Source organism: Flavobacterium sp., assembly GCF_004295795.1.
Taxonomy (GTDB): Bacteria; Bacteroidota; Bacteroidia; order Flavobacteriales; family Flavobacteriaceae; genus Flavobacterium.
Genome location: NZ_SEBR01000011.1, coordinates 39,771 through 54,991 on the forward strand (window position 1 = coordinate 39,771; position 15,221 = coordinate 54,991).

Annotated in this window: 8 protein-coding genes and 2 tRNA genes; 5 read left to right on the forward strand and 5 right to left on the reverse strand. The window is 48.7% G+C overall.

Annotation, left to right across the window (positions count from 1 at the left end):
- Window positions 1-17 precede the first annotated feature (17 nt).
- Window positions 18-4,475, forward strand: coding sequence for a T9SS type B sorting domain-containing protein (locus tag EOO49_RS10715; RefSeq protein WP_290845502.1), 4,458 nt, complete (start codon window positions 18-20; stop codon window positions 4,473-4,475).
- 1 nt (window position 4,476) lies between these two features.
- Complete coding sequence (locus EOO49_RS10720; protein WP_290845503.1) at window positions 4,477-5,520, forward strand: alpha/beta hydrolase-fold protein; 1,044 nt, start codon at window positions 4,477-4,479, stop codon at window positions 5,518-5,520.
- A gap of 270 nt (window positions 5,521-5,790) precedes the next feature.
- On the opposite strand, the gene typA is transcribed toward EOO49_RS10720, so the two are convergent.
- Complete coding sequence (typA, locus tag EOO49_RS10725; RefSeq protein WP_290845504.1) at window positions 5,791-7,590, reverse strand: translational GTPase TypA; 1,800 nt, start codon at window positions 7,588-7,590, stop codon at window positions 5,791-5,793.
- Window positions 7,591-7,761: 171 nt separating this feature from the next.
- On the opposite strand from typA, the gene EOO49_RS10730 reads away from it, so the two are divergent.
- From EOO49_RS10730 to EOO49_RS10740, 3 genes are all read left to right on the forward strand, one after another.
- On the forward strand, window positions 7,762-8,697 hold the full coding sequence (locus EOO49_RS10730; RefSeq protein ID WP_290845506.1) for an ATP-binding protein: 936 nt from the start codon (window positions 7,762-7,764) through the stop codon (window positions 8,695-8,697).
- 293 nt (window positions 8,698-8,990) lie between these two features.
- Window positions 8,991-12,521: a PAS domain S-box protein gene (locus EOO49_RS10735; protein WP_290845508.1), complete on the forward strand. Its 3,531-nt coding sequence runs from the start codon at window positions 8,991-8,993 to the stop codon at window positions 12,519-12,521.
- Between the two features lie 17 nt (window positions 12,522-12,538).
- Window positions 12,539-12,928 (forward strand): response regulator, encoded by a 390-nt coding sequence (locus EOO49_RS10740; protein WP_290845510.1) that lies wholly within the window; start codon window positions 12,539-12,541, stop codon window positions 12,926-12,928.
- A 69-nt stretch (window positions 12,929-12,997) separates the two neighbouring features.
- Here the strand turns inward: EOO49_RS10740 and rpsT are convergent, their stop codons facing one another.
- From rpsT to proS, 4 genes are all read right to left on the reverse strand, one after another.
- Window positions 12,998-13,252 (reverse strand): 30S ribosomal protein S20, encoded by a 255-nt coding sequence (gene rpsT / locus EOO49_RS10745; RefSeq protein ID WP_191020090.1) that lies wholly within the window; start codon window positions 13,250-13,252, stop codon window positions 12,998-13,000.
- A gap of 146 nt (window positions 13,253-13,398) precedes the next feature.
- Window positions 13,399-13,470, reverse strand: a tRNA-Glu gene (locus EOO49_RS10750).
- Window positions 13,471-13,517: 47 nt separating this feature from the next.
- Window positions 13,518-13,589: transfer RNA gene (locus EOO49_RS10755), tRNA-Glu, on the reverse strand.
- A 77-nt stretch (window positions 13,590-13,666) separates the two neighbouring features.
- Window positions 13,667-15,145: a proline--tRNA ligase gene (proS, locus tag EOO49_RS10760; RefSeq protein ID WP_290845513.1), complete on the reverse strand. Its 1,479-nt coding sequence runs from the start codon at window positions 15,143-15,145 to the stop codon at window positions 13,667-13,669.
- Window positions 15,146-15,221: the final 76 nt, after the last annotated feature.

Genomic DNA, 15,221 nt, shown 5'->3' on the forward strand with positions numbered 1-15,221 from the left:
TTACCTACATTTAGAACATGAAAAAGAAGTTACTCTTGCTGACGCTTTTCGCGTGCCTTCACAGCTTGGCCCAATTCAGCAAAACGCACTACATTCCGCCGGTCATGGCCTCGTCCAACGTTCAGGGCGAAGAACAATTGCTATACATCTCGACACCGAATACGAATCCGGTAAATTTCAGGATCATCAACATAGGCGGCGCGATCGTCGAAGGCACGGTTTCGCGTGATGCGCCTTATGTCTACAACGTCGGTTTCGGAAGCAACACCCAAATGGTGATGGACGCCAGCTTCGCGCACGGCGTCTACAACAACAGAGGATTTATCGTCGAAGCGGACGACCTCGTCTACGTTTCGGCGCGACTTATCGCCGGAAGCGGAAATCAGGCCGGAAACATCGTCTCAAAAGGAATGGCGGCACTTGGCACGCGCTTTCGGGTTGGCGCGATGCGAAATCCTCAGGACACTTACAGCATCAACAACCTTACTTTTATCTCGGTTTTGGCCACCGACAACAACACCACGGTCAACTTTAGCGGATTCGGCAGCGGAACGAGTTTTGTCAACAACGAGTTTGCGGGAGCGACTCCATTTTCGATCACGCTCAACAGCGGAGAAAGTTTCGTCTGTGCCGTTCAAGGCCCGACGAATGCCAACCGCCTCGGATTGATCGGTTCGCTGGTCACTTCAGACAAACCGATCGCAGTAAATAGCGGCTCTTTTGGAGGATCCAACGGCACGATGGCCAACATGGATTTGGGTTACGACCAGATCGTATCGGCAGAACGCACGGGAAAAGAATACATTTTCATCAAGAGCACGGGTATGAACGAGGTCGAAACCGTGCTGATCATAGCCGATGAAGACGGAACGCAAGTCATGAGAAACAACGCTCCGGGCGTAATCAATCTCAATGCGGGTGAATTCGTGTTTTTCGAAGGCAGCCAATTCGACGGGAACGGCAATATGTCGATCCACACCAACAAAAACGTATTCGCGTACCAAAGCATAGGCGACAACGGACGTCCCGATCAGGCCAACCAGGAATTGTTCTTCGTGCCGCCATTGAGTTGCGAAACCCCGAAGATCATCGACAACATCCCGTTTATCGAGGCAGTCGGCGGACGTGTTTTCAACGGAAAAATCACGATGGTGACCGAAGTCGGCTCGACCGTAAGTTTCGCGATCAACGGCACCAATTACACTTTGGCGACGCTTCCATCTACCGGAGCGTCGGTAAACGGACCAATGCCCGTAAGCGGAAACGCGGGTTTCGAAACCTACACCATCGACGGCCTAAGCGGAAACGTTTCGGTTTTTTCGACGACACAATTGTATCTGGCTTCCTACGGATCGAGTGATGCCGCGACTTTTGGCGGTTATTACTCCGGATTCACGTTCAAGCCCGAGGTCACGTTCAACCAGATCGATGTCACGCAATCGACTTGTCTGCCAAACGTGAACCTGTCGGTGAACACGATTACGGGATTCGACGAATTCCAGTGGTATCTGAACGATGTGCCGATTGCGGGAGCAACTACAAGTACTTACACGCCGACAGTTCCGGGTTATTACTTCGTAAAAGCGGGAATCGTCTCTTGCGGAACTGAACTCACTTCGGACAATATTCCGGTAAGTCTTTGCGCGCCCGATACCGACGGAGACGGCACAAACGACAACGCCGACATCGACCTCGACAACGACGGCATCACGAACTGCACCGAATCTTATGGAGACGTGCCTTTCAATCTCACGAATCCTTTGGCCGGAGCGGTTACCGCAGGAAGTGGCGCGTACTCGAATTCGTTCACCGGTACATTTCCGACTCCTGTAGGTTCGCCTACCGCGGTTCCTTTCTCCGGAAATGCGAATGGGAATTTCGTGACATCGGTAAGCGCCGGAGCCGGAAATTCCGTGGTTTATCAAATGAATTTCGCCCAGCCCGTGAGTTTTTCGCTTCAATATGCAGATGCGGCCGCGGCCAACGATTTGCTGAACCCGAACGCCGAATTTATCGTGAGCGCTCCTTCAAGCCGCACCATTACGGTATTGAATCCGAACAACCAATTGCTTATCGACACGAATTACGACGGGATTTACGAAAGCGGCATCACGCAATTTTCGTCTTTCGAGATTCGCTTCCGATTGAACGGACAAACGCCTTTGGCCGCCGGAACGGGCACTTTCAGCTTCCGATGCCATTTGGCCAGCACCATCAAGTTCACGCACAAGAACCTCGACGATTCGGCCGAAAACCGAGCCACTTTCAAGATTGTAGCAAGCTGTGTCCCGCGCGATTCCGATGGCGACGGCATTCCGGATTCACAGGATTTGGACAGCGACAACGATTCCATCCCTGATTTTTACGAATCCCAAGGTGCGACTTTCAGCGCGCTTTCCGGAACCGACGCGAACCTCGACGGTTTGGACGACGCTTTCCCACCAAATATGATTCCGGCAGACACTGACAACGACGGACATCCCGACTATCTCGACCTTGACAGCGACAACAACGGGATTTACGATTTGGTCGAATCTGGAAGTTCGGCCACAGATGCGAACAACGACGGAATTGTCGACGGAAACGCCGCTTCGTTTGGAGCGAACGGTTTGGCCAACAATCTCGAAACCGCAGCCAATAGCGGACAAATCAATTACACGATGGGCGATGCCGATGGCGACGGCGTTTGGGATTTCATTGAAAGCGACAACGACGACGACGCTTGTTCTGACGTTCGCGAAGCTGGTTTCACCGATGCTGACGGAGACGGATATATAGGAAGCAACGTGCCTCCGACCGTAAACGCTTTGGGCGTCGTTACCGGTTCCGGCGGTTACACGACACCGAATCCGAACTACAACATTCCGGCTCCGATCGTGATCGTTTCCCAACCGGTCGCGACTCCGACGGTTACCTGCGAATTGCAGAACGCCGTGATTTCGATCGATACGAATCCTGGCGTGACCTATCAATGGCAAGTTTCGGCCGACGGAACGACTTTCACCAACATTGCAGACGGCGCGCAATATTCTGGAACGACGACCAATGTGTTGACGATCATCGCCATTCCGGCGGCATTGAACAATTACCGATTCCGCGTTGTTTTGAACCGCGCGGGCAACGTCTGCGGAAGCGTTTCAGCTACGGCAACTGTTCAAGTGAATCCTTTGCCGCCCGTGCTGAACCGAACTTTGGTGCAGTGCGACACAGGAACGGCTCCCGACGGCATCACGACTTTCAGCCTGATCGAGGCGACCTCGGGCTTTACGAACAACAACGCCAATCTTTCGGTACGGTATTTTCTGAACACGACCGATGCCGACAACAGTGTTGGCGAACTCGATAATTTCTACACGAATATCTCGAATCCGCAGGCAATTACCGTCAAGGTTACCGACGCGACCACTGGCTGTTACAGCTTGAGCACGTTGAACCTTTCGGTGAATCTATTGCCCAACGTGACCGTGAATTTCCCTGGCGTCTGCGATGAACTGGCTTCGGAAGACGGTTTTACCCAGTTCAACCTAAACAACGCGGTTCCTGCTACGGGCGGACAATCGGTGCGTTTTTACACCAGTATTGACGACGCCTTGTTCGAGCAGAACGAAATCGCGAATCCGCAGTCTTATACGAACCTGACAGCTTACAACGACCAGGTTTTTGCGCGCATGGAAAGCGTCACGGCCAACAGCTGCTCGCGTCTCTACGTGATCAATCTCGAGGTTTTCAGGCTTCCGGATATCGACAGGAACGTGAATTTGGTGCCTCATGTGGTTTGTGAGAACAACGCCACATTCATCACGACGATAGATGCGGCTTTGCTTGACGGATCGAATCCGGCCGATTACACTTACCAATGGTCGTATCAAGGCATGCCCGTTTCCGGAAGCGGTTACACGCTTGTCGTGGCTGCCGAAGGACTTTATTCCGTGATCGTGACCAACGCGAACGGCTGTTCGAAAGTTCGCAACATTCCGGTCGTGCATTCCAGCCAGGCGATCATCCAGAGCGTCGACGTGGTTGACTTTGTCGAGTCGAACACCGTTACGGTTACGCTAGGGCCTGGAAGTTTCGGGAATTATACTTATGCGCTCAATTACGAGAATGCGGGCCAATATTCGAATGTGTTCACCGATGTGCCGCCGGGCGATTACATCATTTATGTGATTGATGCCAATGGTTGCCCTTCGGCGACTTATCCGATATCCGTGATGGGAATTCCAAAGTATTTCACGCCGAACGCCGACGGTTACCACGACACCTGGAATCTCAAAGGCGTGCTGAATTCGGCAAACGCCCAATCGAACGTGTATATTTTTGACCGATACGGAAAACTCATCAAACAATTGGTCGCTTCCGGAAACGGCTGGGACGGGACTTTCAGCGGAAGACCGATGCCGTCTGACGATTATTGGTATTTGATCGAGCTCGCCGACGGACGCACTTCAAGAGGACATTTCACTTTAAAACGATAATATGCGACTACAACTTTCAATCGCCGCTTTGGCACTTTCCGGCCTGTCTGTTTTTGCACAGCCAAAGGTCGAAAAAGGCGCGCTGAAACACTTTGACAAATTCCAATCGGAATCGAAATTGGTGGAACCACGCGATGTGGATGTTTGGCTTCCGCCGAATTATGACGCCAAACAGAAATATCCGGTTTTGTACATGCACGACGGACAGATGCTTTTCGATGCCGACATGACCTGGAACAAACTTTCTTGGGAAGTGGACAACGTGGCCGGAAAACTTATCGAAAGCGGTGCGATCCGAAAATTCATCGTCGTCGGGATTTCGAACGTGCCTGATTTCAGGTTCAGCGATTATTTTCCGCAAAAGCCTTTCGAGTCGCTTCCGAAGAAAACGCAGGATTCGATTTACGGACTTTATTTTGGTGAAAAACAGATGTTCAACGCCAAAGTGAACGCCGACAATTACCTCAAGTTCATAGTAAACGAACTCAAACCGTTCATCGACAAGACTTTCCCTACAAAAACAGACGCGGCCAATACTTACATTGCGGGTTCGAGCATGGGCGGGCTCATTTCGCTTTATGCCGTTTGCGAGTATCCGAAGACTTTTGGAGGTGCGGCCTGCCTTTCCACACATTGGATTGGCGCGACCGGCGTTGCCCAAAACCCGATTCCGGGAGCTTTCCTCAACTACCTTGACAAGAAATTGCCCAAAGCCGAAAACCACAAGATCTATTTCGATCACGGCACCGAAGGCATCGACGCGAATTACGGACTGACGCAAAAGAAAGTGGACGCCATCCTGCAAAAACACGGCTATAAAATGCCAACCTCTTTCTACTCGAAGGTTTTTCCGGGAGACGACCACAACGAAAAAGCCTGGTCTTCGAGACTGGAACAACCTTTGGGATTCCTGTTTGGAGATGCCAACAGCGCGACTAAAAAGGTTGCGCCGACTGCGAAGACCGAAGCTCCGAAACCTGTGAAAACGGGAACTGCGACGGAGGCAAAAACGCCTGCGAAAACCGCTCCGGCGAAGAAAAAATAAGCACCGGTTTCACCAAATGCTTTTAGCGACCGGACTTTTGGTTTGGCTCAAGACCTAGCCCCGATCACAGCGGAAAGCCTTTGGCGCGAAACGCCTACAATTGCACGGCTTGGACAGCGACCGAAGGAAGCTCGTTCAAGCCGTTTGCAATTGTGGCGTTTTGGGCCGAAGCTTGCAGAGGCGAGCGGGAATTTGCTCCTGAAAAAACTTTGACGCATAAAAAAACCATCAGCGCTGACTGATGGTTTTTTGTTTCTGTGAAAATCGAGATTAGTCGATCTTGAAACGCTTGCGGTCTGTTTCGCTCAAATAGATCTTACGCAAACGAAGCGACTTTGGGGTAACTTCTACGTATTCGTCTTTTTGGATGTATTCCAAGGCTTCTTCGAGAGAGAATTTGATCGCTGGAACGATGCGCGTCTTGTCATCGGCTCCGGCAGAACGGAAGTTCGTAAGCTGCTTGGTCTTCGTGATGTTGATGGTCATGTCGTCTGCACGTGAGTTCTCACCTACAACTTGTCCTTCGTAGATATCTTCGTTCGGATCGACGAAGAACTTGCCGCGATCCTGCAATTTGTTGATCGAGTATGGAATCGCTTTTCCGTTTTCCATTGAAATCAACGAGCCGTTGATACGTCCCGGAATTTCGCCTTTAAACGGTTGGTATTCCAGGAAACGGTGCGCCATGATCGCTTCACCTGCCGTAGCGGTAAGCAATTGGTTGCGCAAACCGATGATTCCGCGTGACGGGATCTGGAATTGGATGATCATGCGCTCGCCTTTTGGCTCCATGGACAACATTTCTCCTTTTCTTACGGTCACGAATTCTACCGCGCGTCCTGATACGTTTTCCGGAAGGTCGATCGTCAATTCTTCGACAGGCTCACATTTAACGCCGTCGATTTCCTTGATGATAACCTGCGGCTGACCGATCTGGAGTTCGTATCCTTCGCGACGCATGGTCTCGATAAGGACTGACAAGTGGAGAACGCCACGTCCGAAGACCATGAATTTATCGGCACTGTTCGTATCGTTTACGCGAAGCGCGAGGTTTTTCTCGAGCTCTTTGGCCAATCTGTCCTTGATGTGGCGCGATGTTACGAATTTTCCTTCTTTTCCGAAGAATGGGGAATCGTTGATCGTGAACAACATCGACATTGTTGGTTCGTCTATCGTGATCGTTTGGAGTGCTTCCGGATTTTCGAAGTCGGCAACGGTGTCACCGATCTCGAAGCCTTCAAGACCTACAAGGGCGCAAATGTCTCCGGCGATTACCGAAGTTACTTTCTTGCGTCCGAGTCCGTCGAAGATGTGAAGTTCCTTGATTCTTGTTTTTATGATCTTACCGTCGCGTTTCACCAAAGAGATGTTCTGGTTCTCTTTCAGCTCGCCTCTTTGAAGACGTCCGATGGCGATACGGCCTGTAAATGATGAAAAGTCAAGTGATGTGATAAGCAATTGTGGCGTTCCTTCTGAAACTTTCGGAGCCGGAACGTGTGCCAAGACCATGTCCAGTAGTGGCTCGATGTTGTCGGTCTGGTTTCTGAAATCCTCGCTCATCCAGTTGTTCTTGGCCGATCCGTAAACGGTCGGGAAGTCAAGCTGCCACTCTTCGGCACCAAGTTCGAACATCAGGTCGAAAACTTTTTCGTGCACTTCTTCCGGCGTACAGTTTTCCTTGTCGACCTTGTTGATAACCACGCAAGGTTTCAATCCGAGGTCAAGGGCTTTCTGCAATACGAAACGGGTTTGCGGCATCGGGCCTTCGAAGGCGTCGACCAATAGCAAGACACCGTCGGCCATGTTAAGTACGCGTTCTACTTCTCCACCGAAATCGGCGTGACCCGGCGTATCGATGATGTTGATTTTCGTGCCTTTGTAAATGACCGAAACGTTTTTCGAGGTGATCGTAATTCCTCTTTCGCGCTCCAGATCGTTGTTGTCAAGAATCAAGTCACCGGCGTTCTCGCTTTCGCGGAAAAGCTGGCAGTGAAACATGATTTTGTCAACCAAAGTCGTTTTTCCGTGGTCAACGTGGGCGATAATCGCAATATTCCTGATAGATTCCATATCCTTTTTTTGAAGCGGCAAAGGTACACTTTATTTCCGCATAAAAAATCTTTTTGCCAATAGCCTTAACCGATTCATAATAAGCAGCTACCGACAATATAGCCACATCGTATAATTTTGGTGCGCGCGAACACGATTTCGTTTATATTTACCAAACCCAAATACCTCTAGTTGAAACGGATATCCACACGCTTTTTTTTGCTTTACCTGATTGCCGGAATATCGTGGATTTTGGCAAGCGACTGGTTTTTCGGAAAGTTCAATTATCCAGCCGAACACTTTTACCAAACCGTGAAAGGCTGTGGTTTTATCGTCATTTCGGGCGTGATTTTCCTGTTTATGCTTCGGCGGCACGAAGCCCGAAACCGACATTACCTGCAGAGGCTTCGCGACATCAACAAAGAACTCGAAAAGAGGAACGAGGAATTGGCCGCCTCGAATGTCGATCTCGAGCAATTTGCCTACATAGCCTCTCACGATCTCCAGGAACCGCTGCGCATGGTAACGGGATTTTTGGGCCAGATCGAAAAAAAATACGAGGACAATCTCGACGACAGAGGAAAGGAATACATCCATTACGCGGTTGATGGCGCGACGCGTATGCGACAAACGATACTCGACCTGCTCGATTATTCGCGCCTTGGCAAAAGGGATTTCAGATACGAGACCTTCAACGTGAACGAGGTCGTGGAAGAAGTGATAACCTTGCACAAACCGTTGTTTTCTGAAAAGCAGACGATCATCCAGAAAGGAGAATTGCCCGAGATTTCGGCCGGAAAGACCTTGATAAGACGTGTTTTCCAAAATCTGATGACCAACTCGGTGAAGTATTCGAAAGACGGAATGCCGCCGATAATTTCCATAGCATTTACCGATACGCCGACGCATTGGGAATTTTCGGTCGCCGACAACGGCATCGGCATCAAACCGAATCATATCGAGCGTATTTTCGTACTTTTCCAGCGGCTGCATTCGCGAGAGCAATATTCGGGTACCGGAATCGGGCTGTCGATTTGCAAGCGGATCGTCGAGAACCACGGCGGGCGCATTTGGGCGACGAGTTTGGTGGGAAAAGGCAGTACTTTTTATTTTTCGATTAAAAAATAGTTTTCGTTATATTTGTTTTGTCCCTACTCCAAAAATGAAACCATCGACATCTTCGGCGAACACAAGTCTGACACTGGTTTTTGACAGGCATTTTACAGTCTGTCGGGTTTTGTTTTTACTGTATCTGACGAAACGCCCCAAAAGGTTTCAGGACCTATCGAAATCACCTACGAAATTAATCCCGACAGGCGTGTACGGTACGAATCTTTTTGCATTTTTTCCCAAATCGGACACCATGAAACACTTGTGGCAAGCCGACTGTCTTTCCATTGTGCAACTTCTAAAACGCGGCAATGGAATATAAAACTACCGGGCTACATTTTTTGATCGTCGAAGACAACTCCGGAGATTTCGTATTGATTTGCGATTATCTGTCGGAAGTCTTTGAAAATCCTGCTTGTACACGGGCCGGTTCTTATGACCAAGCCTGTGACTTTATAGAATCGCATACTTTCGACGCAATCTTGCTCGACCTGACTTTGCCCGACGTGAGCGGCGAAGAACTTTTGGTAGCCCTCGATCCCGTGAGCGCAAGGATTCCGGTGATTGTACTTACAGGTTCGATAAACACGCAATTCGCTTACCGCGCGCTTTCCTACGGCGTTTCCGATTACCTAGAAAAAGACGGGCTGACGCCACTTTCACTTTTCAAAAGCATCACTTACAGCCTCGAACGCCATCGCATCAATAGAAAACTCAAGCGTTCCGAAGAAAATTACCGCAACCTGTTCAAGATGAGTCCGATCCCGAAATGGATCTACGATGTCGACACTTTTGCGATACTTGACGTGAACGATGCGGCGATCGCGAATTACGGTTATTCGAGAGCCGAATTTCTCGAAATGGACATACACGAGGTGCATCCGGATTTTCAGACAGTTGCCGTGGAAGCCAAAAGCGGTAGCCAACACAGCGCGTCCGGACACGAATTGCAGCCCGGACATTATCAGCATCACAGAAAAAACGGAGAAACGATCGACGTCCAAATCCAGACGAACGATATCGACTTTGGCGGAAAACGCGCCCGAATGGTCATCTCGAATGACATCACCGAAAAAATCCATACCGAAAAAGCGATCCTGAGAAGCGAACAACGTTTCAAGACATTGGTTCAGGAAAGCGGCGATCTGATCACGATACTCGACGCAAACGGCAATTGCATTTACGCGAGTCCGAACCACGAGGCGATTTTGGGCAGGAAATACACCCAGATGGCGCAAAAACACATACTCGACCTCATCCATATAGACGACATCCCGACCGTCAAGGAATTTTACCAAGGGCTGTCGGACGAAAACAGGATTTACTCACTGCCTTTCCGGATGCGCCACATCAGCGGGCGTTATCTTTGGATGGAATCGATCGGAACAAACGCGCTCGACGACCAATCGATAAACGGTTTGGTGCTCAATTCGCGCGACGTGACGCCAAGAGTCGAACACGAAAAAAGGCTCGAGGAAATCAACGAACGGCTCACGGCAATCGCAAAGGCCACGAGTGACGCGATTTACAGCTACGATTACGACACGAGGCAAATCTCGCTTTTGGGCGCGAACTACACTTCGCTCTTCGGATACAAATTTCCTGAAGACACGGCTCCGAACGATTTTTTCAAGGACCACATCCATCCGGACGACAAAGTTCCGGTACTTGAATTCCTCAAAAATGCGCTGCTCGACAAAAAGAACAGGCACTTTGAGGTCGAATACAGATTCCGCAGGCAAAACGGAAGTTACGCCTACGTTCTCGACCGCTTCGACATCATTCGCGAGAAAGGCGTCGCGGCTAAAAAGGTCGGGGCGATGCAGGATATTTCTGCGCGAAAGATGCAGGAAACGATCTTGTCTTTCGAAAAGCAGATCTACGAGCTGAACGCCAATCCGAAAGTAGGTTTTGAGACCGTAATTCGGAAACTTGTCACGAATATAGAAGAATTGATTCCAGATTCGCACTGCACGATCCTGATGCTCGAAGACGATGGGACGACCGCCAAGCACATTGCGGGCGATTCGTTGGGACACGATTATGCCGAAGCTGTCTCGGGATTACAGATTGGCCCAAAAGCAGGTTCTTGCGGAACGGCGATGTACACGGGCAAAAAGGTCATCGTGACCGATATCGAGAACGATCCGCTTTGGAAAGATTATCTGGATTTGGCCGAGCGTTTCCGATTGCGGGCGTGTTGGTCGGTTCCGGTGAAAAAGGCCAACGGGAAAGTCGTGGGCAGTTTCGCCACTTATTACAAAGCGCCAAAATCGCCTCATCCGGACGAGATCAATCTCGTGGAAAGGGTCGCGGCCATGATTTCCATCCTGATCGAAAACCGCATTTCGTTCGAGGAAACCGAACGCGCCAAGGAACGTTACGACATTGTGGCAAAAGCGACGAGCGATACGATCTGGGACTGGAATATTCTCGAGGACAAATTCGAATGGAACAAAGGAATTCAAGGTGTTTTCGGATACAAAAAAACAGAGGTCGGAAATACTTCGCGTTGGTGGTTTGACCGCATCCATCCTGAAGATTCGATCAAAATGGCCATGAAACTTTATGCTTTCCTGGAACAAAAGACAGAAAAATGGCAGGACGAATACCGTTTCGCGTGCGCGGATGGTTCCTATAAATATGTATACGATCGTGCATTTCTCGTAAAAGACGAATCCGGGAAGGCGATTCGGATGATCGGGGCGATGCAAGATGTTACGCGTACCAAAGCCGAAGAACATCGCTTGAAGTTGATGGACACGGTCATTACGCAGATGAAGGATTCGGTCGTGATTGCCGAAGCGTCCAAAACCGATGAATTGCCGAAAGTCATTTTCGTGAATCCTTCGTTTACGGCAATGACAGGTTACAAACCACTGGAAGTCATCGGAAAACGTCCGACAATCTTTATGAACCGAAAGCCAAACCAGCGCGAATACGACCGTTTGAAACTGGCGTTGAGCAACAAGCAGGAATTCCGGTATGAGGCTTTGAACGACCGGAAAAACGGGGAGGAATATTGGACAGATGTATCCATTACGCCAATCTGGAACAACGCTGGTGAACACACGCACTGGATTTCGATCCAACGTGACATCACCGACGAAAAACGACGCGACAAGGAAAAAGAGCACCTGATTCGCGAATTGACGCAGAACAACAAAGATCTGAAGCAATTCTCTTACATCACGTCTCACAACCTGCGTGCGCCTTTGTCCAACCTTACGGGCTTGCTGAACCTGATCGAGGACATGCCGATCGAAAATCAGGATCTCAAGGAAATCCTGAACGGCTTCCACAAATCGACGCACTTGCTCAACGAGACTATCAGTGATTTGGTGAAAGTCGTTATCATCAAGGACAATCCTTCAATACAAAAAGAAGAAGTACTTATCAAGGACGTTTTCGAGAATGTGTTCAACCAATTGAGTTTCATGATTGGCATGTACAAACCGATCATCAACCTCAAAATCGAGAAAGTTTCGATCCTGAACATCAACAAAGCTTACCTCGAAAGTATCCTGCTGAATCTTCTTACAAACGCGATCAAGTACCGTTCGCCCGAAAGGAAACTCAAAATTTTCGTATCTTCCAAGCTCGTTGGCGACTCGGTGCAACTTGTTTTCAAGGACAACGGGATCGGCATCGACATGGAACGCCATCACGATAAAATATTCGGACTTTACCAGCGTTTTCACAACTATCCGGACAGTAAAGGTCTCGGACTCTATCTCGTGAAATCTCAGGTGGAAAGCATGGGAGGAACGATAAAAGTGGACAGTACAGTCGACAAAGGCACCTCATTTACCTTAACATTCAAGAAACAAACAACTATTTAATCAAATACCACCCCAAAATGCTACACAAATTATTATGTGTCGACGATGACCCGATCACCTTGATGCTTTACAAGATGGTGATCAACAAGGCGGAATTCGCCATGCAGGTCGACACAGCCCAGAACGGAGAGGAAGCCATTGGCTATTTCGACGGTCTGATTGCCAATGGAGGCGAACATCCGAAACTGATTTTCCTCGATTTGAACATGCCCGTAATGGGCGGATGGGAATTCCTGGACTTATTCTCTACAGAAAAGTACAAGCCGTTTGCCGATGTCAAGGTAATCGTGCTTTCTTCGACGATCGACCCTCAGGATATAGAGAAATCGAAGTCTTACAACCAGGTCATCGATTTCAGGTCAAAACCGATCTCAAAAGAAATGCTTGCCGAACTTCACGATTTGTAAATAATAAAAAGTAAGCCCATAAAAAAAGCTCCCGATTTGGGAGCTTTTTTATTTTTCAATCCTAAAAGATTAAGCCAATTTGGAAACGTGCTTAGTCAATTTTGACTTCAGGTTCGATGCCTTGTTGTCGTGGATGATATTTTTCTTTGCAAGCTTGTCGATCATTGAGATCACTGCAGACAGTTTTGACGAAGCTTCATTTTTATCAGTAGCCAAACGAAGCGCTTTGATAGCGTTACGAGTCGTTTTGTGCTGATAACGGTTAAGCACGCGCTTCTTTTCGTTACTTCTGATTCTCTTTAGTGCTGACTTATGATTTGCCATTTTCTTTTAATTTAATTGTAAGTGATAAAATGCTTAGTTAAAAAAGAAAAACCTCCCACAATCTTAGATCACTTTGGTTTTAACTAATAAAACAAAGGTCGAGACACTGACGTTTTGCTTTATAAAACTAATTTACAACTAACTTGTAGTCCGTAGGGGAATCGAACCCCTGTTACCAGGATGAAAACCTGGCGTCCTAACCCCTAGACGAACGGACCGTTGGTTTTGGACAAAAAAAACCCGAATCGCTTCAGGAATTTTTTAGTAGCCCGTGGGGGAATCGAACCCCCCTTACCAGGATGAAAACCTGGCGTCCTAACCGATAGACGAACGGGCCATTGCTCTATTGCGGATGCAAAAATACAACTAATTTCTATTCTCGCAAGAGCTGCACTTTATTTTTTTGAAATTTTCTTAATAGGCCTTGGCAAACAGCACTCTACCTTTTGAAATTTTTCCGGTGAAGACGCATTTTCCTTCCTCTTCTACCCTATCCAAAGGAATACAGCGGATGGTCGCCTTGGTCAATTCCTTGATTTTTTCTTCGGTTTCCGGCGTTCCGTCCCAATGCGCTGACAGGAACCCGCCTTTTCCTTCCAATACAGACTTGAATTCCTCAAAGTCGTTCACTTCGGTAATATGCGAATTTCTGTAGTCGAGAGCGCGCTTGAAAAGATCGTTCTGGATTTGCTCCAAAAGGTCGCGCAAATAAGTCGCGAGTCCGTCTTTGGAAACCGATGTCTTCTCGAACGTGTCGCGCCGGGCAACTTCAAAAGTTCCGTTTTCGAGATCTTTCGGACCGATCGCCAAACGCACCGGAACACCTTTGAGCTCGTACTCGTTGAATTTGAAACCAGGCGACATGTTGGCGCGGTTGTCGAATTTGACCGAAATACGCATTTTCTTGAGTTCCGAAACGAGCTTGTCGACTTCGGCCGTGATCGCAGCCAATTGTTCGTCGGTTTTATGGATCGGAACAATCACGATTTGTGTCGGAGCCAATGTCGGAGGCAAGACCAAACCTTTGTCATCGGAATGCGTCATCACCAAAGCACCCATCAAACGTGTCGAAACACCCCATGAAGTGCCCCAAACATAATCGAGCTTTCCTTCGTTGGAAGTGAATTTCACATCGAATGCCTTGGCGAAATTCTGACCCAAAAAGTGCGAAGTTCCGGCCTGGAGCGCTTTTCCGTCCTGCATCAGGGCCTCGATACAGTAGGTTTCCTCGGCTCCGGCAAAACGTTCCGATTCCGTCTTCAGACCTTTTACGACCGGGATCGCCATGAAATTCTCGGCGAAATCGGCATAAACCTGCATCATTGTTTCAGATTCTGTGATCGCCTCGGCTTTTGTCGCGTGAGCGGTATGCCCTTCCTGCCACAAAAATTCGGCAGTGCGCAAAAACAGGCGTGTGCGCATTTCCCAACGCACGACATTCGCCCATTGGTTGATGAGAAGCGGCAAATCGCGGTAAGACTGCACCCAATTTTTATACGTGGACCAAATGATCGCTTCGGATGTTGGACGGACGATAAGTTCCTCCTCAAGCTTGGCGTTCGGATCGACCATCAATTTCCCGGGTTTGTCCGGATCGTTCTTGAGACGGTAATGTGTTACTATCGCGCATTCCTTGGCGAATCCTTCGGCGTTTTTCTCTTCGGCCTCGAACATGCTTTTGGGCACAAATAGAGGGAAATACGCATTGGAATGTCCTGTTTCCTTGAACATACGGTCAAGTTCCGCTTGCATTTTTTCCCAAATGGCGTATCCGTACGGCTTGATTACCATGCAGCCACGAACTCCCGAATTTTCAGCCAAATCAGCCTTTACGACGAGTTCGTTGTACCATTTCGAATAATCTTCTGATCTTGTAGTTAGATTCTTACTCATAATCTTTCTTTGGCACAAAAATTGTTTCGATTTTTTTAACTATAAAGTCCGGCAAAACTAACTAAATTTGTGATGT

What these genes read in the sequence shown, in the direction of transcription:
- proS (WP_290845513.1), bottom strand. Translation starts at nt 15,145, where the DNA reads ATGAGTAAGAATCTAACTACAAGATCAGAAGATTATTCGAAATGGTAC.
- EOO49_RS10740 (WP_290845510.1), top strand. Translation starts at nt 12,539, where the DNA reads ATGCTACACAAATTATTATGTGTCGACGATGACCCGATCACCTTGATG.
- rpsT (WP_191020090.1), bottom strand. Translation starts at nt 13,252, where the DNA reads ATGGCAAATCATAAGTCAGCACTAAAGAGAATCAGAAGTAACGAAAAG.
- typA (WP_290845504.1), bottom strand. Translation starts at nt 7,590, where the DNA reads ATGGAATCTATCAGGAATATTGCGATTATCGCCCACGTTGACCACGGA.
- EOO49_RS10735 (WP_290845508.1), top strand. Translation starts at nt 8,991, where the DNA reads ATGGAATATAAAACTACCGGGCTACATTTTTTGATCGTCGAAGACAAC.
- EOO49_RS10720 (WP_290845503.1), top strand. Translation starts at nt 4,477, where the DNA reads ATGCGACTACAACTTTCAATCGCCGCTTTGGCACTTTCCGGCCTGTCT.
- EOO49_RS10715 (WP_290845502.1), top strand. Translation starts at nt 18, where the DNA reads ATGAAAAAGAAGTTACTCTTGCTGACGCTTTTCGCGTGCCTTCACAGC.